The organism is Streptomyces sp. NPDC012510 (genome assembly GCF_042955065.1).
Lineage (GTDB): Bacteria > Actinomycetota > Actinomycetes > Streptomycetales > Streptomycetaceae > Streptomyces.
Map to the genome: position 1 here is coordinate 191,400 of NZ_JBIBEN010000001.1, position 26,497 is coordinate 217,896.

General features: G+C 71.6%; 22 protein-coding genes and 2 pseudogenes. 11 read left to right on the forward strand and 13 right to left on the reverse strand.

Annotated features, from left to right (window positions below; all coding sequences use genetic code 11):
• Nucleotides 1-7 precede the first annotated feature (7 nt).
• From tkt to opcA, 4 genes are read left to right on the forward strand one after another with little or no spacing between them, the layout of a single operon-like run.
• Nucleotides 8-2,059, forward strand: a complete 2,052-nt coding sequence (gene tkt, locus ACFY9I_RS00835) for a transketolase (RefSeq protein ID WP_390994740.1) — start codon at nucleotides 8-10, stop codon at nucleotides 2,057-2,059.
• A 19-nt stretch (nucleotides 2,060-2,078) separates the two neighbouring features.
• Nucleotides 2,079-3,260, forward strand: coding sequence for a transaldolase (tal, locus tag ACFY9I_RS00840; protein WP_390994743.1), 1,182 nt, complete (start codon nucleotides 2,079-2,081; stop codon nucleotides 3,258-3,260).
• Nucleotides 3,257-4,786, forward strand: coding sequence for a glucose-6-phosphate dehydrogenase (zwf, locus tag ACFY9I_RS00845; protein ID WP_390994745.1), 1,530 nt, complete (start codon nucleotides 3,257-3,259; stop codon nucleotides 4,784-4,786). The genes tal and zwf overlap by 4 nt, the downstream gene beginning before the upstream one ends.
• Nucleotides 4,783-5,721 carry a glucose-6-phosphate dehydrogenase assembly protein OpcA gene (gene opcA / locus ACFY9I_RS00850; protein WP_390994748.1) on the forward strand — a complete coding sequence of 313 codons (939 nt, stop codon included), beginning with the start codon at nucleotides 4,783-4,785 and terminating at the stop codon, nucleotides 5,719-5,721. Before zwf ends, opcA begins: the two co-directional genes overlap by 4 nt.
• A gap of 136 nt (nucleotides 5,722-5,857) precedes the next feature.
• On the opposite strand, the pseudogene ACFY9I_RS00855 reads toward opcA, so the two are convergent.
• Nucleotides 5,858-6,010: pseudogene (locus ACFY9I_RS00855) on the reverse strand (helix-turn-helix domain-containing protein); the annotation flags it as partial.
• A 167-nt stretch (nucleotides 6,011-6,177) separates the two neighbouring features.
• Here ACFY9I_RS00855 and gnd point away from each other — a divergent pair.
• Nucleotides 6,178-7,056, forward strand: coding sequence for a phosphogluconate dehydrogenase (NAD(+)-dependent, decarboxylating) (gnd, locus tag ACFY9I_RS00860; protein WP_390995683.1), 879 nt, complete (start codon nucleotides 6,178-6,180; stop codon nucleotides 7,054-7,056).
• Nucleotides 7,057-7,175: 119 nt separating this feature from the next.
• Here gnd and ACFY9I_RS00865 read toward each other — a convergent pair whose 3' ends face one another.
• Entirely contained in the window at nucleotides 7,176-8,417 is a 1,242-nt protein-coding gene (locus tag ACFY9I_RS00865; RefSeq protein ID WP_390994750.1) for a DUF4157 domain-containing protein, read from the reverse strand.
• Between the two features lie 225 nt (nucleotides 8,418-8,642).
• Nucleotides 8,643-9,416, reverse strand: coding sequence for a phosphotransferase (locus ACFY9I_RS00870; protein WP_390995685.1), 774 nt, complete (start codon nucleotides 9,414-9,416; stop codon nucleotides 8,643-8,645).
• Nucleotides 9,417-9,681: 265 nt separating this feature from the next.
• Between ACFY9I_RS00870 and ACFY9I_RS00875 the strand changes: the two genes are divergently transcribed.
• Nucleotides 9,682-11,154 carry a pentapeptide repeat-containing protein gene (locus ACFY9I_RS00875; RefSeq protein WP_390994752.1) on the forward strand — a complete coding sequence of 491 codons (1,473 nt, stop codon included), beginning with the start codon at nucleotides 9,682-9,684 and terminating at the stop codon, nucleotides 11,152-11,154.
• Here ACFY9I_RS00875 and ACFY9I_RS00880 read toward each other — a convergent pair.
• Nucleotides 11,141-11,350 (reverse strand): hypothetical protein, encoded by a 210-nt coding sequence (locus ACFY9I_RS00880; RefSeq protein ID WP_390994754.1) that lies wholly within the window; start codon nucleotides 11,348-11,350, stop codon nucleotides 11,141-11,143. The two genes, ACFY9I_RS00875 and ACFY9I_RS00880, sit on opposite strands and share 14 nt — an antisense overlap.
• Nucleotides 11,351-11,439: 89 nt before the next feature.
• Here ACFY9I_RS00880 and ACFY9I_RS00885 point away from each other — a divergent pair, with 89 nt between their 5' ends.
• From ACFY9I_RS00885 to ACFY9I_RS00900, 4 genes are all read left to right on the forward strand, one after another.
• Nucleotides 11,440-12,015: a hypothetical protein gene (locus ACFY9I_RS00885; protein ID WP_390994756.1), complete on the forward strand. Its 576-nt coding sequence runs from the start codon at nucleotides 11,440-11,442 to the stop codon at nucleotides 12,013-12,015.
• A 94-nt stretch (nucleotides 12,016-12,109) separates the two neighbouring features.
• Nucleotides 12,110-12,700 (forward strand): WHG domain-containing protein, encoded by a 591-nt coding sequence (locus ACFY9I_RS00890; protein WP_390994757.1) that lies wholly within the window; start codon nucleotides 12,110-12,112, stop codon nucleotides 12,698-12,700.
• A complete protein-coding gene (locus ACFY9I_RS00895) occupies nucleotides 12,697-14,205 on the forward strand; it encodes an MFS transporter (protein WP_390994759.1) in 1,509 nt (502 codons plus the stop codon). Before ACFY9I_RS00890 ends, ACFY9I_RS00895 begins: the two co-directional genes overlap by 4 nt.
• Nucleotides 14,206-14,230: 25 nt before the next feature.
• Nucleotides 14,231-15,457 (forward strand): serine hydrolase, encoded by a 1,227-nt coding sequence (locus tag ACFY9I_RS00900; protein WP_390994762.1) that lies wholly within the window; start codon nucleotides 14,231-14,233, stop codon nucleotides 15,455-15,457.
• A 294-nt stretch (nucleotides 15,458-15,751) separates the two neighbouring features.
• Here ACFY9I_RS00900 and ACFY9I_RS00905 read toward each other — a convergent pair whose 3' ends face one another.
• The 4 genes from ACFY9I_RS00905 to ribA all read right to left on the reverse strand — a co-directional run bounded on the left by ACFY9I_RS00905 (nucleotide 15,752) and on the right by ribA (nucleotide 19,918).
• Nucleotides 15,752-16,906 (reverse strand): saccharopine dehydrogenase C-terminal domain-containing protein, encoded by a 1,155-nt coding sequence (locus ACFY9I_RS00905; protein WP_390994764.1) that lies wholly within the window; start codon nucleotides 16,904-16,906, stop codon nucleotides 15,752-15,754.
• 6 nt (nucleotides 16,907-16,912) lie between these two features.
• Entirely contained in the window at nucleotides 16,913-17,953 is a 1,041-nt protein-coding gene (locus ACFY9I_RS00910) for a saccharopine dehydrogenase (RefSeq protein ID WP_390994767.1), read from the reverse strand.
• Nucleotides 17,950-19,095, reverse strand: a complete 1,146-nt coding sequence (locus ACFY9I_RS00915; protein ID WP_390994770.1) for an FAD-dependent oxidoreductase — start codon at nucleotides 19,093-19,095, stop codon at nucleotides 17,950-17,952. The genes ACFY9I_RS00910 and ACFY9I_RS00915 overlap by 4 nt, the downstream gene beginning before the upstream one ends.
• Nucleotides 19,096-19,258: 163 nt before the next feature.
• Nucleotides 19,259-19,918, reverse strand: coding sequence for a GTP cyclohydrolase II (ribA, locus tag ACFY9I_RS00920; protein ID WP_390994773.1), 660 nt, complete (start codon nucleotides 19,916-19,918; stop codon nucleotides 19,259-19,261).
• Nucleotides 19,919-19,996: 78 nt separating this feature from the next.
• On the opposite strand from ribA, the gene ACFY9I_RS00925 reads away from it, so the two are divergent.
• A complete protein-coding gene (locus ACFY9I_RS00925) occupies nucleotides 19,997-20,788 on the forward strand; it encodes a creatininase family protein (protein WP_390994775.1) in 792 nt (263 codons plus the stop codon).
• A 107-nt stretch (nucleotides 20,789-20,895) separates the two neighbouring features.
• On the opposite strand, the pseudogene ACFY9I_RS00930 reads toward ACFY9I_RS00925, so the two are convergent.
• The 5 genes and pseudogenes from ACFY9I_RS00930 to ACFY9I_RS00950 all read right to left on the reverse strand — a co-directional run.
• Nucleotides 20,896-22,647, reverse strand: a pseudogene (locus ACFY9I_RS00930) (lysylphosphatidylglycerol synthase transmembrane domain-containing protein); the annotation flags it as partial.
• Nucleotides 22,644-23,624, reverse strand: coding sequence for a methyltransferase domain-containing protein (locus ACFY9I_RS00935; RefSeq protein ID WP_390994778.1), 981 nt, complete (start codon nucleotides 23,622-23,624; stop codon nucleotides 22,644-22,646). The pseudogene ACFY9I_RS00930 and the gene ACFY9I_RS00935, both read right to left, overlap by 4 nt.
• Nucleotides 23,621-24,808 carry a glycosyltransferase gene (locus ACFY9I_RS00940; protein WP_390995688.1) on the reverse strand — a complete coding sequence of 396 codons (1,188 nt, stop codon included), beginning with the start codon at nucleotides 24,806-24,808 and terminating at the stop codon, nucleotides 23,621-23,623. The genes ACFY9I_RS00935 and ACFY9I_RS00940 overlap by 4 nt, the downstream gene beginning before the upstream one ends.
• A 116-nt stretch (nucleotides 24,809-24,924) precedes the next feature.
• Nucleotides 24,925-25,323 (reverse strand): 6-carboxytetrahydropterin synthase, encoded by a 399-nt coding sequence (locus tag ACFY9I_RS00945; RefSeq protein WP_390994780.1) that lies wholly within the window; start codon nucleotides 25,321-25,323, stop codon nucleotides 24,925-24,927.
• 170 nt (nucleotides 25,324-25,493) lie between these two features.
• A complete protein-coding gene (locus ACFY9I_RS00950) occupies nucleotides 25,494-26,474 on the reverse strand; it encodes an NAD(P)-binding protein (RefSeq protein ID WP_390994782.1) in 981 nt (326 codons plus the stop codon).
• Nucleotides 26,475-26,497 lie beyond the last annotated feature (23 nt).

Sequence of the window (26,497 nt, forward strand, 5' to 3'; positions counted from 1 at the left end):
CTTGAAGATGAACTGGACAGAACTCGACCGGCGCGCCGTCGACACCGCCCGCCTGCTGGCCGCCGACGCCGTGCAGAAGGTCGGCAACGGACACCCGGGTACGGCGATGAGCCTCGCGCCCGCCGCGTACACGCTCTTTCAGAAGGTGATACGCCACGACCCCGCCGACCCCGAATGGACCGGCCGCGACCGTTTCGTCCTCTCTCCGGGCCACACCTCGCTGACCCTCTACACCCAGCTGTACCTGGCCGGGTACGAGCTGGAGCTGGACGATCTCAAGGCGTTCCGGACGCACGGTTCGAAGACGCCGGGTCATCCGGAGTACGGGCACACCGCCGGGGTCGAGACCACCACGGGTCCGCTCGGCCAGGGGGTCGCCAACGCCGTCGGCATGGCGATGGCCGCCCGCTACGAGCGCGGTCTGTTCGACCCGGACGCCCCGGTGGGCGAGTCCCCGTTCGACCACATCGTGTGGGCGATCGTCTCCGACGGCGACCTGGAGGAGGGCATCTCCGCCGAGGCCTCCTCGCTGGCGGGCCATCAGAAGCTCGGCAATCTCGTCTTCCTGTACGACGACAACCACATCTCCATCGAGGGCGACACGGCCACGGCCTTCTCCGAGGACGTGCTGAAGCGTTACGAGGCGTACGGCTGGCATGTGCAGCGGATCGAGCCGGCGTTCAACGGCAACATCGACGTGCACGCCCTGTACGACGCGCTGCTGGCCGCACGGGAGGAGACCTCGCGCCCCTCGATCATCGCGATGCGCACGATCATCGCCTGGCCGGCCCCGAACGCCCAGAACACCGAGGCCTCGCACGGCTCGGCGCTCGGCGCGGACGAGGTCGCCGCCACCAAGCGGGTCCTCGGCTTCGACGCGGGCAAGACCTTCGACGTCGCCGACGACGTCCTCGCCCACACCCGCCGGGCCCTGGACCGGGGCGCCGAGGCGCACGCCGCCTGGGACAAGCGGATCGCCGAGTGGCGGGCCACCTCCCCCGAACGCGCCCGGCTCTTCGACCGGGTGGTCGCGGGCCGGCTGCCCGAGGGCTGGGAGCGGGCGCTCCCCGTCTTCGAGGAGGGCACGTCCGTGGCGACCCGGGCCGCGTCCGGCAAGGTGCTCCAGGCTCTTGGGGCGGTGATCCCCGAGCTGTGGGGCGGCTCCGCGGACCTCGCCGGCTCGAACAACACCACCATCGACAAGACGTCGTCCTTCCTCCCGGCGGACAACCCCCTCCCGGAGGCCGACCCGTACGGCCGGACCATTCACTTCGGTATCCGTGAGCACTCCATGGCCGCCGAGATGAACGGCATCGCGCTGCACGGCAACACCCGGATCTACGGCGGCACCTTCCTGGTGTTCTCCGACTACATGCGCAACGCCGTACGGCTCTCCGCGCTGATGCAGCTCCCGGTGACCTACGTCTGGACCCACGACTCCATAGGTCTCGGCGAGGACGGCCCGACCCACCAGCCGGTCGAACACCTGGCCTCCCTGCGGGCCATCCCCGGCCTGAACATCGTCCGCCCGGCCGACGCCAACGAGACGGCGATCGCCTGGGCCGAGATCCTCAGGCGGCACGCCACGAACCCCGCGCCGCACGGTCTGGCGCTCACCCGCCAGGGCGTGCCGACGTACGAGGTCAACCCCGATGCCGCGAAGGGCGGTCACATCCTGCGGGAGGCCTCGACCGGTACGCCGGACGTGATCCTGATCGCCACCGGCTCCGAGGTGCGGCTGGCCGTCGCCGCGCGCGAGCGGCTGGAGGCCGAGGGGGTCGCCACGCGGGTGGTGTCGATGCCGTCGGTGGAGTGGTTCGAGGAACAACCGCGCGAATACCGGGAGAAGGTGCTGCCGCCGTCCGTGAAGGCCCGCGTGGCGGTCGAGGCGGGGATCGGTCTGACCTGGTACCGGTACGTCGGTGACCACGGCCGCATCGTCTCGCTGGAGCATTTCGGCGCCTCCGCCGACGCGCAGACCCTGTTCGACGAGTACGGCTTCACCCCCGAGAACGTCGTCACCGCCGCACGGGAATCACTTGTCGCCGTCCGCGGTTGATGCGAGCGCCTGAAGGAAGATGATCATTGTGACCACCCGAACGGCCGGGACGACCACCGTCACGGACCCCCTGAAGCGCCTCTCCGGCGAGGGCGTCTCCCTCTGGCTCGACGACCTCTCCCGCGAGCGCGTCTCCTCCGGCGATCTCGCGGAGCTCGTCGAGAAGCGGCACATCGTCGGCGTGACGACCAACCCGTCCATCTTCCAGGCCGCCATCGGCTCGGGCGAGGGCTACGAGGACCAGCTCAAGGACCTCACCGTGCGCGGAGTGACGGTGGACGAGGCCGTACGGATGATGACGACCGCCGACGTACGCGCCGCCGCCGACGTCCTGCGCCCGGTGTACGACACGACGGCCGGCCGGGACGGCCGGGTCTCCATCGAGGTCGACCCCCGGCTGGCCCACGACACGGCGGCGACCGTCGCCGAGGCCAAGCAGCTCGCCTGGCTCGTGGACCGCCCGAACGTGATGATCAAGATTCCGGCGACCGAGGCCGGCCTCCCGGCGATCACCGAGGTCATCGGCCTCGGCATCAGCGTCAACGTCACGCTGATCTTCTCGCTGGAGCGGTACTACGAGGTGATGCACGCCTATCTGGCGGGCCTGGAGAAGGCGCAGTCGGCGGGCCTCGACCTGTCCGCGATCCATTCCGTGGCCTCCTTCTTCGTCTCCCGCGTCGACACCGAGATCGACAAGCGGCTCACCCTGCTGGGCACGGACGAGGCCCTCGCCCTCAGGGGCCGCGCGGCGCTCGCCAACGCGCGGCTCGCCTACGAGGCGTACGAAGAGGTGTTCGGCCACGCTGTGGACTCCTCCCACCCCGGCAGCCGCTGGACGGCCCTCGCGGGCGCACGGGCCAACAAGCAGCGTCCGCTGTGGGCCTCGACCGGTGTCAAGAACCCGGCGTACAAGGACACCCTGTACGTGGACGAACTGGTCGCGCCGGGCACCGTCAACACGATGCCGCAGGCCACGCTGGAGGCGACCGCGGATCACGGTGTCATCCAGGGGAACACGGTGAGCGGCGGCTATGCGCAGGCCCGCGCCGATCTCGCGGCCGTGGAGGCGCTCGGCGTCTCCTACGACGAGGTCGTGACGCTGCTGGAGAGCGAGGGCGTCGCCAAGTTCGAGGCGGCGTGGCAGGAACTGCTGGACGCGGTGGCGAAGTCGTTGAACAGCAAGGGAGTTGATGGGGAATGACCGCCGAGTGGCTCAACCCGCTGCGAGACCCGGGCGACCGACGGCTCCCGAAGATCGCGGGCCCGTCCGGGCTCGTCATCTTCGGGGTGACCGGTGACCTGTCCCGCAAGAAGCTGATGCCGGCCGTGTACGACCTGGCCAACCGCGGCCTGTTGCCGCCGGGCTTCTCACTGGTGGGGTTCGCGCGCCGGGACTGGGAGGACGAGGACTTCACGCAGATCGTCCACGACGCGGTCCGTGAGCACGCGCGCACCGAGTTCCGTGAGGAGGTCTGGCAGCAGCTCGCGGAGGGGATGCGGTTCATCCCCGGCGACTTCGGTGACGACGAGGCGTTCAAGCGGCTCCGTGAGGCCGTCGAGGAGCTGGACGCCTCGCGGGGCACGGGCGGCAACTTCGCGTTCTACCTCTCCGTGCCGCCGAAGTTCTTCCCGAAGGTCGTCAAGCAGCTCAAGAAGCACGGGCTGGCCAGTCCCCCCGAGGGTTCCTGGCGGCGCGCGGTCATCGAGAAGCCGTTCGGCCACGACCTGGCCAGTGCGCGCGAACTGAACGCGGTCGTGCACGACGTGTTCGACCCGGAGCAGGTCTTCCGCATCGACCACTACCTGGGCAAGGAGACCGTCCAGAACATCCTGGCGCTCCGCTTCGCCAACCAGATGTACGAGCCCATCTGGAACCGGAGTTACGTCGACCATGTGCAGATCACCATGGCCGAGGACATCGGCATCGGCGGTCGCGCCGGGTACTACGACGGCATCGGCTCGGCCCGTGATGTCATCCAGAACCACCTGCTGCAGTTGCTGGCCCTGACCGCCATGGAGGAACCGGCGGCCTTCGACGCCGAGTCGCTGCTGACCGAGAAACTGAAGGCGCTCAGGGCCGTGCGGCTGCCGCACGACCTGGGCCGGCACACCGTGCGCGGCCAGTACGCGGGCGGCTGGCAGGGCGGCGAACGGGTGCTCGGCTATCTGGAGGAGGAGGGCATCGACCCGTCCTCCACCACCGACACCTACGCTGCGGTCAAGCTCGGCATCGACAACCGTCGTTGGGCGGGCGTCCCCTTCTACCTGCGCACCGGCAAGCGGCTCGGCCGCCGGGTCACCGAGATCGCGGTCGTCTTCCAGCGCGCCCCGCACTCCCCGTTCGACTCCACGGCCACCGAGGAGCTGGGACAGAACGCCGTCGTCATCCGGGTACAGCCGGACGAGGGGATGACCGTGCGCTTCGGTTCCAAGGTGCCGGGTACCTCGATGGAGATCCGGGACGTCACCATGGACTTCGCGTACGGCGAGTCGTTCACGGAGTCCAGCCCGGAGGCGTACGAACGGCTGATCCTTGATGTGCTCCTCGGCGACGCGAACCTCTTCCCCCGCCATCAGGAGGTGGAGGAGTCCTGGAAGATCCTCGACCCGATCGAGGAGTACTGGGCCAAGAAGGGCAGGCCCGCGCAGTACGCGTCGGGCAGTTGGGGCCCCGAGGAAGCGGACGAGATGCTCGCACGAGACGGACGGAGCTGGCGCAGGCCATGAAATTCGACCTGACGGACACCACGGCAAGCAGGATCAACAAGGCTTTGGTGCAGGGCCGCCGGGCCATCGGCACGCCCGCGGTGGGCATGGTCCTCACGATGGTGATCGTGACGGACGAGGAGAACGCGTACGACTCGATCAAGGCCGCCGAGGAGGCCTCGCACGAGCACCCTTCGCGGACCTTGGTCGTCATCAAACGCCACGCCCGCACGCCGAAGGACCGGACGAAGTCACACCTGGACGCGGAGGTGCGGGTCGGCGCCGACGCGGGCACCGGCGAGACGGTGGTGCTGCGGACGTACGGCGAGGTGTCCGACCACGCCGACTCCGTGGTCCTGCCGCTGCTGCTGCCGGACGCGCCGGTGGTGGTGTGGTGGCCGGTGGACGCGCCGGAGAACCCGGCGAAGGACCCGTTGGGCGCGCTCGCCCAGCGCCGGATCACCGACATGTACGCCGTGGAGAACCCGCTCGCCGCGCTCGACCAACGGGCCGCCTCCTACACTCCCGGGGACACCGACCTCGCCTGGACCAGGCTGACGCCGTGGCGTTCGATGCTGGCGGCCGCCCTCGACCAGGCCAAGGAGACCATCACCTCGGCCGCCGTGGAGAGCGAGGCCGACAACCCGAGCGCCGAACTGCTGGCCCGCTGGCTGGAGGCGCGCCTCGGGGTGGCCGTGGAGCGCGTCCTGACCGCCGGCCCGGTCGTGACCGGTGTGCGCCTCGGCACCGTGCGGGGTGAGATCGTCATCGACCGTCCCGAGGGCCCGCTGGCCACGCTCACCCTGCCGGGGCAGCCGTCCCGCACCCTCGCCCTGAAGGTGCGCGCCACCTCCGAACTGATCGCCGAGGAGCTGCGGCGCCTCGACGCCGACGAGATGTACGAGATCGCCCTGCGCGGCGGCGGGACCACCGACGAGAAGGCCGGGCATGAGTGACACACCCCGGCTGAACCGCCGCCCCGAGTGGGCGGAGCCGGAGGACCGTCGCGCGGGCCCGATGCTCCACTGCCGGCGCCGGAGCTGACCCCCTCGGTGCTGGGGCAGCTGATCGCTGTACGAGCACAAGGTGTTCACGCTCCTGCCGCGTCCACGCTTCCGTGCGCGCTGCGAGGGCCAGGTTGTAGACCTTGCGCACGCGCCCGAACGTGCGCGACAGCTCGGCTGCCTGCGCATCGGCCGGGCAGAAGCGGTACTTGGACGCCCGCTTCACGTGGGTGGTCTGCACGGTTCACTTACTACCGCCTCAGTTTGTGACGGACTGCGGGTAGTTGGAAGTGAATGCCGGTCCGCCCTGGCGGCGAACCGGCTTTTCCTGCCCTGCTCCGCAGGAGCTTCGTTTCCTCCCCCGGCTGAAGCCGGGGGTATCCACGAAGGAGAGACACGATGACCGCGATGCAGCTGGGCCTGATCGGTCTCGGCAAGATGGGCGGCAACATGCGTGAGCGGATCCGCCGCGCCGGCCACACCGTCATCGGCTACGACCGCAACCCCGACGTCTCCGACGTGGGCAGTCTGGCCGAACTGGTCGAGCGCCTCGACGGGCCGCGCACCATCTGGGTGATGGTCCCCGCCGGTGGCGCCACCCAGTCGGTCATCGACGAGCTGGCGGAGCTGCTGTCGCCGGGTGACACGGTCGTCGACGGCGGCAACTCCCGCTGGACGGACGACGAGAAGCACGCGGCGCAACTGGGCGAGAAGGGCATCGGCTTCGTCGACGCGGGTGTCTCGGGTGGCGTGTGGGGCCTGCGGAACGGCTACGCCCTGATGGTCGGCGGCGACAAGGAGCACGTCGAGCGGCTCCAGCCGATCTTCGAGGCGCTCAAGCCGGAGGGGCCGTACGGCTATGTCCACGCCGGCAAGGTCGGCGCGGGGCACTTCTCCAAGATGGTCCACAACGGCATCGAGTACGCCATGATGCAGGCCTACGCCGAGGGCTGGGAGCTGCTGGAGACCGTGGACTCCGTCACGGACGTGCGTGAGGTCTTCCGTTCCTGGCAGGACGGGACCGTCATCCGCTCCTGGCTGCTCGACCTCGCCGTGAACGCGCTCGACGAGGACGAGCACCTGAAGAAGCTGCGCGGCTACGCCGAGGACTCCGGTGAGGGGCGGTGGACGGTGGAGGCGGCCATCGACCACGCGGTGCCGCTGCCGGCGATCACCGCGTCGCTGTTCTCCCGGTTCGCCTCGCGTCAGGACGACTCGCCGCAGATGAAGATGATCGCCGCGCTGCGCAATCAGTTCGGCGGGCACGCGGTGGAGTCCACGAAGTAGCGTCCCCCCGGCCCCGGCCCCGGCCCCGGCCCCGGCCCCGGCCCCGACCCGCCCCGCCCCGCCACGTCGCCGAGGGTCGGGCGGTGGGGCGGTGGGGCGGGCGCACGTCGTGTGCGGCTCTACCGGTTGTAGTCGTGCCAGCGGTTCATCAGTGTGTTGACGATGGTCGCGGCCTCCACCTGGGTGATGAGCCCTTGTGTCGCGTGGGCGTAGACGACGTTGGCGAGTTCCCGGACGCGTGTCTCGTCGAGGGTGTTGTTCATCATCGCCGCGTTGAAGCCGTCCGTCATCGCCATGCGGACGGCTTCGACGTTGTTGCCGCTGTTGAGCTGCCCCGCCACGGAGGCCGACCAGTCCTGGGCGACCTTTCCCCTGCCGGTGGAGGTGATGCCGTTGCCGCCCACGCCGCCGCGCTCCCCGGCGCGATGGGTGGGGATGTCGAGCCGGTAGGTGGGTGCGGTGCCGTACAGGCTCCCCATGCCCGCGCCCCGGTAGGCGGCCCCGGGGATCATGTGCTCGTTCTCGTACTGCCCGTTGGTCCGTGTCCGCCTCGCCTGGTTGTACGGGGCCACGGTGGACGAGCTCACGGCCGGCGAGAAGAGGCCCTGGTGGTCGTCCTTGCGTCCGCACTGCGCGCCGTCGACGCAGGCGTTGACGTTGCAGTAGTAGCAGCGCTGGATCGCGACCCCGGCGGACGAGGCCGCGGGCTTCCGGGAGATCGTCGGCGCCTCGCCCGACGGCTGGTGCGTCGTGGACGACATCACCCTGGTCGCGTTGGCCTCCGCCTCGCGCTCGAAGCGGTCGGACGGGTCGGAGACCTTGAGGCCCGAGCCGTTGTCGGTGCCGGCGACGGGGCCCTGGCGCTGCTGGATCACATGCGTCAGCTCATGGGCGAGGGTGTGCTTGTCGCCGCCGCCGTCGCCGATGACGATATGGCTGCCGGAGGTGTAGGCGCGGGCACCGACCTCGGCGGCCGACGTCCTGGCGGCGCTGTCGTCGTGGATGCGGACGTCGGAGAAGTCGGCACCGAGCCGGGACTCCATGTCGGCACGGGTCTCGTCGTCCAGGGGGCGGCCGGGGGCGTTCAGAACACTGTGCACGCTGGAGCGCTGCACGGCGGGCCGCTCTGTCTGCTGGTGACCGCACCCCGGGCCGTGCTGGTGCCGCTCCTGGGCGAAGGGGTGGCCGGACCGGCGCAGGAGCTGGACGACGGCCGCGTTGCCGACGGCGCTCTGCAGGGCGAGGAGCCCGGGCGGCGACGCCTCCGGTTGCCGCCGGTCGTCCGTGGTCCGCTTCCAGACGGCCGGAGCACGGCCCGGACTCCTCTCGTCGCCTGTCCTGCCATGGCCTGATGTGCGCACGAAGGGCCCTTCCGGTGGTCGGCGTCTTGCCCTCCCTGGATACAGGGGCACCGGGCTGTGCGGCGAGGTCCACGAGTGCAGCTCTCGCTGCCCGATCGGGCAGTCCGGCGCGCCGGTCGAGGCCGCCGGCCCGGGCCGTCTCTCCGGGACGCCGGCCAAGCCGCCGGTGGAGCAGAGGCGCAGCGTCCGTCGCGGCCGCCGGTCGAGGGCGTCGTCGAGGTGGGCTCAGGGGCCCGCCAGTACGGCGGTGAACGTGTCGTGATGGGTGGCCAGCCAGGTCTGGATGCGCTCCCAGCGGGCCCAGCCGCCGCGCTCCGCGAGGGCCCGTCGGTAGACCGGGTCGCCCTCGGCGACGCGTGCGGCGACGAAGGCGCGGCAGACCTCTGTGGCCTGTTCCACGACGCCCGGCAGTTCGGCGCGTTCCCGCGCGGACAGGCCATAGCTGTCGGCGAGGATTCGCAGCCGGCGTGGAGCGTGCAGCCCGCCGCCCGGATAGAGCACGGCCGTGGACTCGGGATCGAGCATCGGTACCCAGTACCGGGCCGCCATCGCCACGTCCCAGAGCGGGCGGCCCGGCGCGGCCAGGTCGAAGTCGATGAGGGCGGTGGCGCGGCCCTCGCGGAAGACGACGTTGTCCGGGCAGACGTCGTTGTGGCAGAGCATCGGCCCGCCCTCCGGGTCGGACAGGTCCCGGGGCCACTCGATATGGGTGTCGACCGGGAGGACCGCGCTCACCGTGTGCAGACGCCGCAGGAGTCGCCCCACCGACACCAGGGCGTTCTCCGTCAACACCCAGGGCGGGAACGGGGGCAGGGCCACGTCGCCGGGTACGAAGGTCAGCCGCTCGCGGCCGTCCGGGGTGAGGCCGACGGGGAGGGGCGCCCCGTCGAATCCGTGCCGTCGCAGTGCGCGCAGGTGGGCGTGGAGGGCGGGCGCGGTGCGCGGTGCCGGCCGGTCGACGACGGAACCCCGCCGGAAGACCGCGCCGGCGTTCACCATGCCGCCGGTCAGCGCCTCGCTGTGGGGACCCGCCGCGTCCTGCGAGCCGCCGATCCGGCCCTCCTCCCCCTGCGCACCCGCTCCCGCTCCAGCCGTCATGTCGATCACGCTACTCCCCGGCTTCGAAAGGACGCGCACCGGAACCACGTCGAGGCGTGGGGTCACCAGGGCCTGTCGGCCGGGGGTCCATCCGGGATCCGGCCGGAACTCGAGGCTGGACAGCGGTGGTTGACAGGTACAAGCGTCCCGGGTGAGAGTCCCGGTGATGATGATCAACGATCTGACGGCGGCCGAGCGGCGGGTGTGGGACGCCTTTCCGCTCGGCACGGCGGTGGACTTCACCAGGGACGCCGCCGACGGCGCCGTCGAGGACGCGGCGGACGGTGCCGGGTGGGGGGCGGATCGGACGGTACGGGCCCGGGTGCTGCGTGCGTTGCTGCTCACCGCTCCCCAGGAGGAGGGTGAGGTCTCCGCCCTCAAGATCGCGGGTGCCCGGATCACCGGCCGCCTGGAACTGAAGTACGCGACGGTGGAGAGCGTCGTACGGCTGAGCGGCTGTCACTTCGACGAGGTTCCCGACTTCTCGGGCGCGCAGTTCAGCTACGTCAATCTGACCGGTTCCGTACTGCCGGGCCTGCGGTCGGCGCGCGTCCGGGTCGACGGCGGACTGCGGCTGTCGGGATGCCGGTTCCGGGGGCCGGTGAAGCTCACGGGGGCGCAGGTCTCCGGGACCCTGTTCATGGAGCGGGCCGAGTTCACCGGGCAGGACGACGAGCCCGCGCTGCGGCTCAACCAGGCCGAGATCGGCGAGGAGTTGTGCGCGCCGGGGCTGCGTGCGGACGGCGAGGTCGGCCTGGGCGGCGCCCATGTCGCCGGGGCGGTCGACCTCAGACGCGCACGCCTGCACCGGCCCGGCGGCATCGCCCTCGGCGCGGCGACGCTCGCCACCGAGTCCGATGTCGTGGCGCGGCACGCGGACGTACGCGGCCGGGTGGAACTGCGGGGTGCCCGGGTGGGCGGCCGGCTGGAGTTGTCGTACGCGCGGCTGTCGAACCCCGGTGGTACGGCCCTACGGGTGAGCAGTTCGGTCATCAGTGAACTGTGGCTGCGCAACGGCCCTCCGGTGGAGGGCGTCCTCAATCTGCGCCGCGCCCAGATAGAGGTGTTGTTCATGGAGCCGGACATGCTGCCGGAGAGGGTCCTCCTGAACAGCCTCACCTACACCTCCCTCATCCCGCACGAGCCCGCCCAGCGGCGGCTGCCCATGCTGGAGCGGGACGAGGACGCGTATCAGCCGTACTCCTACGAGCAGTTGACCGCCGCGTACCGCAGGATCGGTGACGACGACGCGGCCCGGCGGGTCCAGCTCGCCAAGCAGCGGCGCCATCGCGCCACCATGCGCTGGCACGGGCGGCTCTGGGGCTACGCCCAGGACGCCACGGTCGGCTACGGCTTCCGCCCGCTGCGTGCGGCCGTGTGGCTGCTGTCGCTGATGGCGGTGGGCTCGGTGACGTACACGGTGCTGCCACCGAGTCCCCTGAAGGCGGACGAGGCACCGCCCTTCAACGCTGTCGTCTACACCCTGGACCTGCTTCTGCCGATCATCGATTTCGGACAGGAGCGGGCGTACGCGCCGGACGGCTGGTCGCAGTGGTTGGCGTACGTGCTCGTCATCACCGGCTGGATCCTGGCGACGACGGTCGTCACGGGCGTGACCCGCACGGTCAGCCGCCAGTAGGCTCACTCGGCTCACTCGGCTCCCCCGGCCGGCCGCCGGCCGCACGGAAGGCTCGGGCGGCGGCGACCACGTAGTCCGTGGTGAGGGCGAGGTGCTGGGAGCGGGCGGTGTCGTCGCTCGGGGACGGGCCGACGGCGAGGGCGAGGGCGTCCCGTGCGCCTCGCCGAGGTGTCCGGGGAGCCGTGTGTGCGGGCACCGAGAGCGCCCCCGCCGTGAGGACACACAGAGCTCAGCGGCATGATGACCACACCGCCGCGACTACGCGGAATCACAGCAGGGGGACGAATGAATCGCGGTGAGGACCCGTACAGAGCCGCCCGGCCCCCGTGGGAGGGGTGGCCCTCGGCCGAGACCAGTCGGCGGCGTTGGAGGATTGCTCTGATCGTCCCGCTCGTCGGCGCGGCCGGGTGCGGCCTGCTGTTCTTTCTGGGCGTCGGGGCGATGGCCCTGTTGCTCGTCGTGAGCCGGCTGTCGGTCCCCATTCCCGACGGCGAGCCCCTGGCCCTGAGCACCGCCGAGGTCACCGGCAGCTGGGTGGACGAGCAGGGCGAGCGGCTCGTGCTCAAGGAAGACGGGACGTTCACCTCGGGCGGGATCTGCGGCGACTTCGGCGAGGCGGGCGAGGAGGCTCCCGGCGCCACCATCGCACCGGACCCCGGCGCGGGCACCTGGGAGCACGGCGTCTCGGACGACATCGACACGGGCGACCCCTGGTCGGAGGTCTCCATCACCTTCACACCCAGCGGGGTGTCGACCGAGTACGAGACCCGAGGCACGTCGAAGCAGAATGCCGTCCTGTGGATGTACCTCGGTGACCCCGATGCCGGGAACCTCTGCGTGCTGCACAAGGCGACCGAGTAGCACCGTACGAGCGATCGCCTGAACCGGATACCAACCGGCGACCTTCCCGCACCCTTGGTAGACAGTGTCTACCAACCCTTGATAGACACTGTCCATGAGCGACCTGAGCAGTGCGCGGAACACCGGGCTGCGGTCCCGGCTCGTCGATGTAGGCGTCGAGCTGGTGACGGCGGAGGGCGTGCAGGCGCTGTCCCTGCGCGAGATCGCACGGCGGGCCGGGGTGTCGCACGGGGCGCCTCGGCGTTACTTCCCGACCCATCTGGAGCTGCTGTCCGCCATCGCGCGCCGGGGGTTCGAGGAGCTGGCCGGCAGGGGGGTGGCGGCGCTCGGGGACGAGGCGGCAAGCCCTCGGGAGCAGATCGCGACGCTGGGGCGCGTGTATCTCGACTTCGCGCTCACCAACCGGGGCATGCACGAGCTGATGTTCCGTCATGACTTGCTGGAGAGCAATGAGTTGGGCCTGCGGGACGCCAGCCTGCCGATCTTCTCCCTGTTGGTGGATCTCGTCGGGCGAGCCCGGCCCGATGTCGACGCGCGGCTCGTCGCGGGCGCGCTGCTGGCCAACCTTTACGGCATAGCCCAGTTGTGGACCTGGGGGAGCCTGCAACTCACCACGGGTACCGCCGACTTCGTTCCCCTGCTGCACACGGCGCTCGACGCGCACCTGGGGAGTGAGGGGCGATGAGGACGGCCACGGTGGAGTCCGGTGTCGGCCGGGACGGTCCGATGTCCGCCTCGCACCGTCGGCTCACCCTCGCGAACAGTGTGCTCGGTGCCGTTATCGTCGCCCTCGACGGAACGGTGCTCACGATCGCCCAGCCGACCCTGCGGAGCGATCTCGACGCGTCGCTCACCGAGGTGCAGTGGACCAGCACCGGTTATCTGATCGCGGTGGCGGGGCTGTTGGTGTTCGCGGGGCGCCTCGGTGACCGGTTCGGTCATCAACGGGTCTTCGCCTGGGGCGTGTTGGGTTTCGGAGCGGCCTCCGCCGGTATCGGGTTCGCGCCGGACGTGGGGTGGGTGATCGGGCTGCGGATCCTCCAGGGCGTCTTCGGCGCGCTGCTGCAGCCCGCCACGCTCGGGATGCTGCGGGCCGCGTTCCCGCCGGACCGGCTGGGGATGCCCATCGCGCTGCGGACCAGCGCGATCGGTGTGGCGGTCGCGGCCGGTCCGCTGGTCGGCGGTGTACTCGTCGCGCAGCTGGGCTGGCGGGCAGTGTTCTTCCTCAACGTCCCGCCGGCGCTGGTCATGGGCGTGCTGGCCCTGGCGGTACGCACCCCGGAAGCGGCGCGGACACGGACGGCAACGGCAACGGCAACGGCAACGGCAACGGCAACACAGCCAGGACATACGAGCAGGTCAGGTCAAGTTTCGGCCACCCGCCTAGACCTGCCCGGCGCCGCACTGCTCGCCGTGGCCCTCGCGGCCCTCGTGCACACGCTGGTCGGCGTGTCCGCACACGGCTGGACCGCCATGGATGTGATCGGCCTGCTGCTCGCCGCCGCCTCAACCGGTGCCCTCGTACGCCATGAACGTCGCACCCCCGACCCGTTGCTGCCGCCCGCCGTACTGGGCTCAGCGGCGGTGAGGGCGTCGCTCGGGGTGCTGGTCGCCGCGTCGGGGGCGATGCTCGGCGCGCTCTTCGTGTGCAGCTTCGTCCTTCAGGACACCCTCGGCATGGACCCGCTGCGCACGAGCCTCGTCGCGCTGCCCGGCGGCGTGACGATGGTGCTGGGGGCGCCGCTGTCGGCCGTACTGCTGCGCCGTTGGGGCGCCCGCCCCACCACCCTGGCGGGCACGGCGCTGCTCACCGCCGGGGTCCTCGCGTTGTCCCGGATCGGCCCGGGGTCCTCGACGGTGGTGATCGGAGGAGGCTTCCTGCTGCTGGGGGCCGGTTTCGGCGCGCTGATGGTCACCGCGACCGCCGTGGTCGTACGGCATGCTCCGCCGGAGTCGGCGGGCGTGGCGGGCGGGCTGCAGCAGACGGCGATGAATGTCGGCCCGACCCTCGGTGTGGCGGCCGCGACCACGCTCATGCCGCTCGGGACGGGCCCCGCCCTGCTGCTCCTGGCCGGCGTGGCCGCACTCGGTGCGCCTCTTGCCGTACGAATGCCCCGACCCGCCCGCCCCACGAGGGATGGAACGCGATCAGTACGGAACGATGAAGACAAGGATGAACGCGAGCCTTGACCCGGGCCACCGGAGGAGAACCACCATGGAACGACTGCGACAGGATGCCGACCCGCGCGAGGCCGGCCTCGACCCGAAGATCCTGGCCCGTCTGGACGACCACCTCGCCCTCCAGGTCGACGAGGGCCGGCTCCCCGGCTACCTGCTGTCGCTGGCCCGCGGCGGACGCGTCGCCCACCTCACGACGTACGGACAGCGCGACCGCGCGGCACGACTGCCCGTCGAGACCGACACATTGTGGCGCGTCTACTCCATGACCAAGCCCGTCACGTCCGTCGCCGCACTGATACTGGTCGAGGAGGGGCGCCTGTCACTGACGGACCCGATCTCCCGTTACCTCCCGGAGTTCGCGGAGCCGCGCGTGTACGAGTCCGGCGAGGGCGCCGACGTCCGGACCCGTCCGGCCGAGCAGCCGATCCTCGTCCGTCATCTGATGACCCACACCTCGGGGCTGACCTTCGGCTTCTACTACGACCACCCCGTCGACGCGCTCTACCGCGACGCCGGCCTGGAGACCTCCGTACGGCCGGGCGCCGACCTGCGGCAGACGTGCGCGGAGTACGCGCGCCTTCCCCTGCAGTTCGAGCCTGGTTCGCAGTGGAACTACTCCGTCTCCACCAATGTCCTCGGCCGGATCATCGAGGTGGTGTCCGGGCAGGCCCTCGACGAGTTCTTCGCCGAGCGGATCCTCGGGCCGCTGGGCATGACGGACGCGGGTTTCCGCGTCAGCCCCGAACAGCTCCCGCGGCTGGCGGAGTTGTACGGCGAGCGGGAGGACGGTTCGATCGCGCCCGTCCCCGGCCTCCCGCTGCGCGGCCGACCGCGTTTCCTGTCCGGGAGCGGTGGCATGGTCGCCACCGCCCGGGACTACCACCGCTTCGCCGAGTTTCTGCGCCGCCGAGGCGAACTCGACGGCGTACGGCTCCTCTCCTCCGAGTCCGTCGACCTGATGGCCGGCAACCAGTTGCCGGGCGACGTCGACATCCACACCTACGGCAGTCCGTTCCACCGGCAGCCGGGCAATGTGGGTGTCGGCTTCGGGCTCGGGGTCTCCGTGGTGATCGACCCCTCGGTCACCGAAAGCCCCTCCTCACGGGGGACGTTCGGCTGGACGGGGGCCGCCACGACGATCTTCTGGGTCGATCCGCGTCGTGATCTGACGGTGCAGTTCATGACGCAGGTGCGGCGGCGGTCGTCGTTCTCCGTGTATCCGGAGTTGAAGCGGCTGGTACACGAGGCCGTCATGCGCTGAATCAGGTCCGGCCCCTGGCGTCCGGAGGGCTTCTGGGGCCCGGGCAAGGATTCTGCAAGGAACCGGCAAGGGCACCGTCCAGTCGTGCGGGGATGAGCGCGGCGCTGGAGGAGGTGCAAGCACGGCTGGCCCTGGGCAGTTGCGAGTTCGCACGGGGGCGGCCGAAAGTGGCCCAAGACCACTTCGTGTCCCCGCTCGAAGCGGCCCGGCGGATCCATGCCGAGGAAGAACAACGGGGGCGGTTGTCACACCGCCCCCACCCCCCTCAGCCAACGCCCCTCAGCCCCCACGCCCTCAGCCATCGCCCCTCGGTGCGAACGCGATTCCCTCCCGCTTCAGCTCCCCCAGCCACGCCTCCGAACGCTCACCCGTCTCCGCCGCCCTGCTGAGGCCCGTCGGCAGTGAGCCGTCCAGGATGTGGCCCACACCGAGGGCGAGGGGCCGGGACACCAGGCGTGCCATCGCGCTCTCCCTCTCGGTGCCGACGGTGTCGAGGAGGTTGCCGCCGGACCACCGCTCGCCCGAACCGGTGTGTACGTCGAGGGAGACGGCCAGGACGACCCGGTCGCGGTCGGAGTCGGTGGTCGGGTAGCGGGCCGCCAACTCCCCCGCCAGCGCGGCAATGCGCCGGTCGTCGTCGCGTTCGAGTTCCTCGAAGACGGGGGCCCAGGCGGCGAGCCAGCCGTCGAGCCGGAGGGTGCCCCGGACGAAGGTGCGCGGCTTCCAGGCCGGGGGGAGGCCGTACTGGGCGACGAAGGGGATGCTGTCGCGGTTGGGGTAGGCCTCGAATGTCTCGCCGTCGATGACGTGGGGACGGGTGGCCGTCCAGGGTCGGTGGGCGGTCGTCTCGGCGCCGTCCTCGATGTAACGGGCCGGTGAGCGCAGGGCGTTGAGGACACCGGCCGGTGCCCAACTGAAGCGGTAGCGGAAGTCGTTGGGGACGGCCGGGACGCCGCCGCAGTACGAGGTGAGGGTGTAGGAGGCGGCGGTCTCCGGGCCGATCACCTCGCTCGCGCGCGCGACCAGGCTGTGCGCGAAGAGGTGGTCGATGCCCGGGTCCAGGCCCGCCTCGGTGAGGACGGTGACACCGGCGGCCTCCGCCGCCGGCACCAGGTCGAGGACCGCGTCGGACACATAGCTGGAGCAGGCGAAGTGGGCGCGCGCCTCGACGCACGCCCCGAGGAGCGGGGCGTGGTCCGGTGCCGGGAGCATGGAGACCACCACGTCTCCCGGGGAGAGTTCCGCCGCGAGCGCGGGCAGCGTGAACGCGCGGGGCTCGGCGCGGCCGGTCAGGCCCAGTGCGGCCAGGGCCCGCTCCGCGCGTTCCTGCGTGCGGTGCCACAGCCGTACCCGGGCGGCGGTGTCGCACAGGGAGCCGAGGCCGCTGCCCGTGGACAGGCCGGCGCCGACCCAGTGGACGGTGCCGCTCGCGGGGACCACTTCGGTCATCGGCAACTACCCTTCTGTCAGGCCCAGTTCTTCACTCGCTCGACGGAAGCGTTCCAGGCAGCGGCTCCACGCACCACCCGCCGCGAAGTCCAGTAGCTGCGGCAGCAGGGCGGCCGAGAAGTCGGTGCTCGCCTCCCGGGGCAGCAGCGAGGGCAGGTTGTCGATGGCGATGAGGTCGAGCGGGGGGTCTTCGCGCAGCCGTCGTACGGGATGGTCCCACTCGGTCGTCGTGTCGTAGAACGGCAGGACGTTCATGGGGGAGCCGACGTCGACGGTGACGTCGGAGATCGTCCTGAGCCGGCGGTCCGGGCCGTCGAGGTCCTTGTCCGTCAGGAAGGGCGGGACCGGGGTGGTCGTGAGGACGGTGTTGACCATCAGGTCATGGGCCAGCAGCGCCGGCCGGTCCAGGTTCCGGGTCTCGGCCAGATCCCAGCAGGCCGGCTCGACACCAGCCTCGCCGAGCGCCACGCGCGCACCACGGCCGCTGCGACCCAGGGCGCCGATCACCAGGGCGGACACGTCCCCTCGGGAGGAGCGGAGTTCGGTCTCCATCTCCTCCTTGGTCGTGGGGACGAGCGGGGTCTTCAGCACGCCCCGGTGGTGCAGCACCGCGAGGGCGGCGCCCAGGTAACCCGCCCAGTAGCCGAAGGCGGCGAGCCTGCGGCCCTGGTCGTCCACCAGGTACTCCAGGTCGAGCAGCGCGCCGCCCCCGGCCGCGAACCTGCGCAGCAGCGCCTCGGCTCCGGGCTGCCCCTTGTAGGCGTGACCGAAGAAGACATGGCGGTGCGGCAACTCGGCCGGGTCGTCCGGGAGTTCCTTGAGGCCGACGATCACGGTGTGCGGCGGCGCCGACACCCAGGAGCCGGGGGCGGCGCCGCGGCAGCCGGCCTCCTCGTACGCCTCGGTCGGGAAGACGCGCTGCGGGGAGTCCTCGACGGTGATCCGCACTCCGCTCTCGACGAGCCGCCGTGCGTCGGACGGCACGATCGGGGTGCGGCGTTCGGTGGTGCGGGTCTCGTGGCGGAGCCACAAGTGGAGAGCGGTCATACGAGGTTGGCCTCCGGGCGCAGGGAGTCGGCCGTGAACCGGTCGACGCTCAGCGGGCTGATGTCGACGAAGGGTACGCGCCCGAGGTACAGGTCGCGGACCACCTCGCCGACGGCCGGGCCCTGGAGGAACCCATGGCCGGAGAAGCCGGTCGCGTACAGGAAGCGCGAACACGAACCCGCCTCGCCGATCAGGGCGTTGTGGTCCGGTGTGATCTCGTACAGGCCGGCCCAGCCGCCCGTGCGGCGCAGGTCCAGCAGCGCGGGGGCGCGGCGCTCCATGGCCTCGTACAGGCGGGGGATCCAGCGGTCGTGGGTGTCGGTGGCGAAGCCGGGGCGCTCGTCCGGGTCGGACATGCCGACGAGCAGGCCGGGCCCCTCGGTGTGGAAGTAGAGGCTGCTGGTGAAGTCGATCGTCATGGGGAGGTGGGGCGGGAGGCCGGGGACCGCTTCGGTGACGGCGATCTGGCGGCGCAGGGGCTCCACCGGGAGGTCGACACCGGCCATGGCGCCGACGGACCGGGACCAGGCGCCGGCCGCGCACACGACGGTGTCGGTGACGATGCGGCCCTTGCCGGTGACGACCGCCGTGATGGTGTCCCGCCAGGTCTCGATGCCCAGGACCTCGCAGTTGCGCAGGACGGTGGCCCCGTGGCGGCGGGCCCCGGCGGCGTAGCCGTGGACCACGGACTCGGGCGTGCAGTGCCCGTCGTCGGGCGAGAACGCGGCGGCGCGCAGGCCCTCGGTGGAGATCAGCGGGGAGAGTCGCTGGGCCTCGGCTGGCTCCAGCATGCGGCTGGGCACACCGAGGTCGTTCTGAAGCTGTACGCCCGCCTCGAACTGCGCGACCTCCTCGGGTGTCGTCAGCAGGAAGAGGTAGCCGACCCGGTGGAGTCCGATGTCGTGGCCCAGCTCCTGCCGGAAGCGGCCGAACGCCTCCAGGCTGCGGGCGCCGAGCTGGATGTTGAGTTCGTCGGAGAACTGCGCGCGGACCCCGCCGGCGGCCCTCGCGGTCGATCCGGAGGCCAGTTCGTCGCGTTCCACGAGGACGACGTCGTCCACTCCGGCGGCGGCCAGATGGTAGGCGATGCTCGTCCCCATGACGCCCCCGCCGATGACGACGACCCGTGCGCTGCGGATCACGAACGCTCCCTTCGTCCGACCGTCGTCGGATGGCCCGACGGACTCAGGTCTTCCACCACGGGCGAACGTTCATGCGGAGCGCCGCCCTGAAGACGGACGCGCGGCGGGCGCGGCGGCCGGTGTCGGGGTCGTCCCGTGACGGCCGCCGCGCGGACCCCGGCGCTCAGGACGAGTGCACCACCGCGTCCAGGTGCGGCAGGTAGTGGTCGAGCCGCTCGCGCTTGGTGCGCAGGTAGGTGATGTTGTCCTCGCACGGCGTGATCAGCAGCGGCACCTGCTCGGAGACCCTGATGCCGTGGCGCAGCAGCGCCTCCCGCTTGCGGGGGTTGTTCGACATCAGCCGGACCGAGCGTACGCCGAGGTCGTGGAGCATCTCGGCCGCCACCCGGTAGTCGCGGGCGTCCACCGGCAGGCCGAGGGCGAGGTTCGCCTCGACCGTGTCCAGGCCCTCCGCCTGGAGCTTCATCGCCTGCAGCTTGGCCAGCAGACCGATGCCGCGTCCCTCGTGGCCACGGAGATAGACGAGGATGCCGCGGCCCTCGTTGACGATGGCCCTGAGCGCACTGTCGAGCTGTTCACCGCATTCACAGTGCTGGGAACCGAAAGCGTCACCGGTCAGGCACTCCGAGTGCAGCCGTATGAGAATTCCCTCACCGTCGCTGATGTCGCCGTACACCAGCGCCACTTGTTCCTCGCCCCGGTCCTGGTCGAGATAACCTACGGCCTCGAAGTCGCCGTAGGTCGTGGGCAGAGGGGCGTTCACCACACGCACGGCACCGGAGGACTGGGCATTCGCGCCGAGTACGCCAACATTTTCTGTCATGATCTGGTTCCTATCTGGTGAGTCCTGACGTCATGCGAAAATGACGGAGCATCAGCAGAGACGAAAGGCCGTGAAGAGATGAGCAGTTCGAGTCTTGTACCGACGGACACCACCGCGGACGTCCGCACGAGGGGGGCGAAGGCCGGCCGGCAGGTCGCGGTGCTTCCCGTCGGCAGCTACGAGCAGCACGGCCCGTTTCTGCCGCTGGCCACGGACACGCTGGTCGCCTGCGCCATAGCCCGGGAGATAGCCGCCGCGTATCCGGTACACCCGCTGCCGCCCGTGACCATCGCGTGCTCGCACGAGCACGCGGCCTGGCCGGGCACGGTCAGCATCTCCGCGACGACCTTGCACGCGGTGGTCCGCGACATCGCCGCGTCCCTGCGCCGGTCGGGTGTCGAGGCACTGGTGGTGGTGAACGGACACGGAGGGAATTATGTTCTGGGCAACGTCGTCCAGGAATCCACCGCGGAGGGACATCGAATGGCGCTTTTCCCGGCGATGGAGGACTGGGAGGCCGCACGTGAACGGGCGGGCATACAGACCTCGTTGCTCAGTGATATGCATGCGGGAGAAATTGAGACCTCCATACTTCTGCATTGCCATCCCGAATTGGTCCGGCCCGGTCACGAGACCACCGATTTCCTTGCCGACGACCGCCGTCATCTCCTCTCCCTCGGTATGTCGGCCTACACCGAATCCGGTGTCATCGGCCGTCCGTCGCTGGCTTCCGCCGCGAAGGGGAAGGAGTTGCTGGCGGGGTTCGTCCATTCCTTCGGGGCGTACTTCTCGTTGGTCACCTCGGACGCCTGGGACAAGGGCGCGGTTCCGCCCGCGTCCCCCTCGGTGCCGTCCTCGGCGGGCGCCTGACGGCGCGCCCGCAGGGAGCCGTACCAGCGTCCGACGAGTACGAGAAGCCCCGGCAGGGCGGCCACGAAGCTGAGCACACCGTAGACGACGGCCACGGTCAGCCCCTGGGCGGCGCCCAGGCCGGCGGCGCCGAACGACCAGGCGGTGACGCCTTCCCGGGGGCCCCAGCCGCCCACGTTGAGCGGCAGGCTCATGGCGATCAGGGCCAGCAGCGCGAGGGGCAGCAGCTCCAGCGCGGACACGGCGGACCCGGCGACGCGGGCGGCGAGCAGGAACATCGCCACGTAGCCGGCGAGCACCGCCACGGACGAGACCAGCACGGCGGGCCCGCTGTCGCGGTGGAGCAACGCGCCGCGCGCCTCGGTGAGTACGGCCCGGATCCGGCCGCCCCCGCTCGAGCCGGTGCTCCGTCCGCGGCCCGTCCGGGCCGCCGCCCAGATCGCCAGGGCACCCAGCGCGGCGAGCAGCGTCACCCCCGCCGCGTGACGGGTCTGTTCCAACACCGGGGAGGGCAGCACCAGCAGGACCGTGACGCCGACGACGGCCAGCACCAGCTGGCCGGCGGTCCGCTCGATCACGACCGCGCGCACGCCCCGGCCCAGGTCACCGGAGCTCCGACCGTGCCGCACCGCCCGGTCCACATCGCCCAGGACGCCGCCGGGCAGGGCCGCGTTGAGGAACAGCGCCCGGTAGTAGTCCGCGACGGCCGGGGCGAGCGGCAGCCTGATCCCCAGCGCCCGCGTCACCGCGCACCAGCGCCAGGCGCTGAACACCGTGGTCAGCACACCGATCCCGACCGCCGCGACCAGCGTTGCGCCGTCGATCCGCCGCAGCCCGTCGACGAACACGCCGGTGCCCATCCGCCAGAACACGACGGCGAGGATGACCGTTCCGGCCAGCGTGCCGAAGTGGGTGCGCAGTGCGCGGGTGAACTTGGCGGCCGGGCGGGGGCGGGCCTCGGCGAGCGCCTCCGGCGAGGGGGCGCCCGGCATCGTGGCGGCCCCTGCCGGGGCTGTCGGTGAGGCGCCGCTCACGGTCACGGGGGCGGTCGCCTCGCAGCCGTGCGCGCCGGCGTCGGCATCGGCATCGGCGCGGTGGCGGGCCTCGGTCGGCTCCGTGGACGCGTCCGTCGCGACCGTCCGGCGGTCCACGACGGACACGGCCCCTTCGGGCCCCGCGTCGGCGGCGATCTCCGTCGAGGCGGTCCGGCAGGCCGGTGTGCCCGGGTCGGCAGCGTCGGTCAGAACGGCAGCGTCGGCCAGGACGGCAGCGTCGGCCAGGACGGCAGCGTCGGGCAGGACCGCGGACGCGGACCTTCCGGACCCCACGTCCGAGGCGCCCCCCACGGTGGCAGTGGGGCGTTCCGGTGCGGACGGGTCGGCGGTGCCCGCCGCGGCAGCGCCCGCCGTCGGAGCGGTGCGGTGGCCCTGCGAGGTCAGGCACCCTGCGGAACCGGCGTCCGTCGTCGCCCCACACGCGTCGGAACCGGCGTCCGTCGTCGCCCCACACGCGTCCGAACCGTTGGCCGAAGCACCCCCACACGCGTCGAAGTCGGCGGCCGAGACATCCACACAGACGTCGGAACCGACGGCCGAAGCACCCCCACAGAGGTCGGAACCGACGGCCGAGGCACCCCCACCCACGTGGGTGCCGGCCTCCGGGGCCGTCCCGTGCGGGTCCGGGTTCGGCAGTCCTGCGGCACTCGGCAGGTCACCTCGGCCCGTGCCGGGGGCGAGTACGCCTCGCGCCCTCACCCGGGTCATGGGCGCGCTCGCCATCACCCGGGCCCGGACTCCACCCGGTCGCACGCGTACGCGGTCCCCCGTCGGCGCTGGGTGTGCCTCGACCGGCGCCGTCATGAGGCTCCGCCCTTGGGCCGGGGCAGGGCGAGCAGGTCGCTGTGGTGGACGACGGCGCGGAGTTCGCCGGCCGCGTTCGCCCGGAGGCGGTCGCCGAGGTAGGCCTCGGCGCGCTCGGTGAGTTCGGGGCGCTGTTCGCAGGCGGCGCCGACCCAGCCGCGCAGCCACTCCGCGACGAGGGCGGTGTGCCGGGAGTCGAGCTGCCAGGGGCTCGGGTGGACGCGGACCGTGGCGCCCTGCTGGGCGAAGGCCTCGCAGGCCACGGTGATCGCGTCCGGGCCGAGCAACTCGCTCGCGCGCTGGTGGGCGTTGAACGCCTCGGTGATCTCGGCGTCCATCGGGTGCGCGGGGACGAGGTCCACCCGGCCCACGACCGAGAGGGTCAGCAGGACGGGAACCCCGGCGCCCGCGCAGGCCGCCGCGAGCGCCTCGATCTCCTCGCGGGTGAGGACGTCGAGCAGTGCGGACGCGGTGACCAGCGAGGCGCCCTCGAGGTCGTCCGCCGTCAGCCGCCCGATGTCGCCGCGCCGCGTGGTGACCGTGACGGGGCTGCCGTCGGCGGCGGCGCGGGGCGCCCGGGCGACGGCCAGGCGCAGCAGGTTCGGGTCCTGGTCGTGCAGGACCCACCGCTGGGCGCCGTCCAGACGGGGCGCCAGCCAGCGCCCCATCGAACCGGTGCCGCAGCCCAGGTCGTGGACGGTGAGCGCGGTGGCCCGGCCGGGCAGGTTGGCGAGGCGGATCCGCAGCGGGTCCAGCAGATCCACCGCGCGGGCGTCGGCGTCGGCGCCCTCGCGCAACTCCAGCCACTGCGGCGCGTACTGGTGCCCTTCGGGTGCCGGCGTGTCACCCCCGCGCCCGGCCATGCTCAGCACGGCTCCGGACGCGGCGGCGGCCGTACCCGCCCCGGCAGCCCCGGCCGTCGTGCCCACGGCGGCGGTCGCACCCGCCGAAGCCGCCGTACCGGCAGAAGTGGTCATGCCGCCCTCCGAGGTTCGTGCCGCAGCCGTCCCAGTACATGGGCGAGGCTGCGGGCCGTGGTCGCCCACCCGTCCAGCGCGGCCCGGCGCCCGCGCGCCGCGGCCTTCAGCCGACGCCGTACGTCGGCCTCCCCGAACCATCCGCGCAGCTCCGTCGCGATGGCCGCGGGGTTCTCCGGCGGTACGAGGATGCCGGGCACCCCGCCGTCGGGGGCACGGCCGACGGCCTCGGGGAGACCGCCGACGTCCGTGGCGAGGACGGGGATTCCTCGGGCGAGTGCTTCGGTGACCGCCATCCCGTACGTCTCGGCGTACGAGGTGAGGACCATGAGGTCGGCGGCGGCGTAGCTCGCGTCGAGTTCCGCGCCCGCCTGCGGTCCGGCGAGGTGGAACCGGTCCTCCAGACCGAACTCGGCGATCAGCCCCCGGATGTGCTCGACGTACTCGGGCTCCTGGTCGAGGCCGCCGACCAGCACACAGCTCCAGCGCAGTTCGGTGACGGTCGCGAGGGCCTCCACCAGCCGGTGCTGTCCCTTCCGGGGGGTGACGGCGGCCACGCACAGCAGCCGGGAGACGCCGTCGGTGCCGGAGGCCAGGGGCGCGATGTCGGCGCCGGGGGCTGCGACATGGACCCGCTCGGGGGCGAGGCCGTGGTGGGACACGAGTCGGCGGACGGCCCACTCGCTGGTCGCGATCACGGCGGAGACGCCCCGCAGGGTCGTGCGCTCCTTGGCGTCGAGTGCGGCGGCGGCATCGGGCGCCAGGCCCGTCTCGTCGCCGAGCGGCAGATGCACCAGCACCGCCAGGGAGAGGCGTTCGGCCTCGGGGAGGACGATCTCGGGGACACCGCAGGCGACCAGACCGTCGAGCAGGACGACCGTGCCGTCGGGGAGTTCGCGCAGCGTACGGGCGAGTTCGGCGCGTGCCGTCGCCCCGGGGCTGGGCCAGCTGCCGTCGATGGCGTGCTTGTGCACCTGCCAGCCGAAGCCCGGCAGATCGAGACAGATCCGGCGGTCGTAGGCATTGCCCCCACTGGGCCGGGCCAGGTCGTCGACACCGCCCGGCATCACGAAGTGCACGGAGCGCAGCGACATGGGGACGATCGCGGCGTGCTTGAGTGCCGCGTTCTGCACGGGCACATAGCCGAGCCGCACCTGCTCTCCCCCGTCCGCCTGGCCGACGATGCTCTCCGCCTGGCCGGCGGTGCCTCCCGCCTGAGGGTTGATACCGCTAGTCCGGGCGGTGATGCCGCCCGTCCGGGTCTCGGTGCCGACGGCCGCCCGGTCGATCGTCACGTCGGTCACAGGGCACGCTCGTAACTCGCCCAGGCGATGTGCGACTCGTGCAGGGTGACGGTGATCTGGGCGATGCCCTTGGCGTTCTCTCCCAGGGCGCCCTTGTGGATCCGCTCGGCGAGACGGTCGGCGATCACCTTGGCCAGGAACTCGGTCGAGGTGTTGGTGTTCGCGAAGTCGGGCTCGTTGTCGAGGTTGCGGTAGTTCAGCTCGCTGACGACGGCACCGAGCTCCTGCGTGGCCAGCCCGATGTCTACGACGATGTTGTCGTCGTCCAGTTCGGCGCGCCGGAAGGTGGCGTCCACGAGGAACGTGGCGCCGTGGAGGCGCTGCGCGGGTCCGAAGACCTCCCCGCGGAAGCTGTGGGCGATCATGATGTGATCGCGAACGGTGATGCTGAACAACGGACGACCCTCCAGTGCGGTACGTCTGCCCCCGGGCCGGGGCATGCCGTGTAGTACGGCTGCTCCCTACCCGTTGTTCAGCCGAGTTTTCCGGTTTCTTCGAAGGTCGTCGTTCCCGTTCGGGCAGTTCAGGGGCGGATGGGGTGCCCGGGAACGCTCAACTCCTCGGCTCACTCGGCGTCGTAGCGCACCCGGTGGCACATCCCCGGCAGCTCTCCGCTCGCCAGCTTCGGCAGGACGTCCGGGAGGTCCTCGAAGGCGCACTCTCCGGTGACGAGGGCGTCGAAGCGCTCGTCGGCGAGCAGTTCGAGGGCGAGAGCCAGCCGGTCCGCGTACGTACGTCCGACGCGTCCGGCCGGGGAGACGGTTCCCACCTGGCTGCTGCGGATGGCGAGCCGGCGGGAGTGGAAGGCCTCGCCCAGCGGCAGGGTGACGCCGCGGTCGCCGTACCAGCTCAGTTCGATCACCGTGCCCTCGTCTGCGAGCAGTTGGAGCGAGCGGACGAGTCCGGCTTCGTTGGCGCTGGCGTGCACGACGAGGTCGCACTCCCCGAGCGCGTCCTCGGGCAGCGCGAAGTCGACGCCGAGCGCGCGGGCGATGTCGGCGCGTGCCGGGTCGGCGTCGACGAGTTGGACCCGGACTCCGGGGTAGCGGGCCAGCAGCGCGGCGACCGAGCAGCCGACCATGCCGCCGCCCACGACGGCGATCCGGTCGCCGATGAGGGGCGCGGCGTCCCAGAGGGCGTTGACGGCGGTTTCCACGGTCCCGGCCAGAACGGCACGCGCCGCCGGGACCGTCTCCGGCACGACGGTGACGGAGCTCACGGGAACGACGTAGCGGCTCTGGTGCGGATACAGGCAGAAGACGGTCCTGCCGACCAGTTCGTCCGGCCCCTCTTCCACCCGACCGACGCTGAGGTAGCCGTACTTCACCGGGGCGGGGAACTCGCCCTCCTGGAAGGGCGCGCGCATGGTCGCGCGCTGGTTCTCGGGTACTCGGCCCTGGAACACGAGGGTCTCGGTGCCCCGGCTGACCCCTGAGTACAGCGTGCGGACGAGGACTTCCCCGTCGCCGGGTGCGGTGAGAGGCTCCTCGCGGATCTCGCCCTGCCCGGGTGAACGTAGCCAGAAGGCGTCGGCTGTCGGTTTCATGTGCGTCTCCGTGAACGGTCCGG

Coding starts and splice junctions, on each gene's coding strand:
- tkt (WP_390994740.1), top strand. CDS start 8: ATGAACTGGACAGAACTCGACCGGCGCGCCGTCGACACCGCCCGCCTG.
- tal (WP_390994743.1), top strand. CDS start 2,079: ATGATCATTGTGACCACCCGAACGGCCGGGACGACCACCGTCACGGAC.
- zwf (WP_390994745.1), top strand. CDS start 3,257: ATGACCGCCGAGTGGCTCAACCCGCTGCGAGACCCGGGCGACCGACGG.
- opcA (WP_390994748.1), top strand. CDS start 4,783: ATGAAATTCGACCTGACGGACACCACGGCAAGCAGGATCAACAAGGCT.
- gnd (WP_390995683.1), top strand. CDS start 6,178: ATGCAGCTGGGCCTGATCGGTCTCGGCAAGATGGGCGGCAACATGCGT.
- ACFY9I_RS00870 (WP_390995685.1), bottom strand. CDS start 9,416: ATGGTGAACGCCGGCGCGGTCTTCCGGCGGGGTTCCGTCGTCGACCGG.
- ACFY9I_RS00875 (WP_390994752.1), top strand. CDS start 9,682: ATGATGATCAACGATCTGACGGCGGCCGAGCGGCGGGTGTGGGACGCC.
- ACFY9I_RS00885 (WP_390994756.1), top strand. CDS start 11,440: ATGAATCGCGGTGAGGACCCGTACAGAGCCGCCCGGCCCCCGTGGGAG.
- ACFY9I_RS00890 (WP_390994757.1), top strand. CDS start 12,110: ATGAGCGACCTGAGCAGTGCGCGGAACACCGGGCTGCGGTCCCGGCTC.
- ACFY9I_RS00895 (WP_390994759.1), top strand. CDS start 12,697: ATGAGGACGGCCACGGTGGAGTCCGGTGTCGGCCGGGACGGTCCGATG.
- ACFY9I_RS00900 (WP_390994762.1), top strand. CDS start 14,231: ATGGAACGACTGCGACAGGATGCCGACCCGCGCGAGGCCGGCCTCGAC.
- ACFY9I_RS00905 (WP_390994764.1), bottom strand. CDS start 16,906: ATGACCGAAGTGGTCCCCGCGAGCGGCACCGTCCACTGGGTCGGCGCC.
- ACFY9I_RS00910 (WP_390994767.1), bottom strand. CDS start 17,953: ATGACCGCTCTCCACTTGTGGCTCCGCCACGAGACCCGCACCACCGAA.
- ribA (WP_390994773.1), bottom strand. CDS start 19,918: ATGACAGAAAATGTTGGCGTACTCGGCGCGAATGCCCAGTCCTCCGGT.
- ACFY9I_RS00925 (WP_390994775.1), top strand. CDS start 19,997: ATGAGCAGTTCGAGTCTTGTACCGACGGACACCACCGCGGACGTCCGC.
- ACFY9I_RS00935 (WP_390994778.1), bottom strand. CDS start 23,624: ATGACCACTTCTGCCGGTACGGCGGCTTCGGCGGGTGCGACCGCCGCC.
- ACFY9I_RS00950 (WP_390994782.1), bottom strand. CDS start 26,474: ATGAAACCGACAGCCGACGCCTTCTGGCTACGTTCACCCGGGCAGGGC.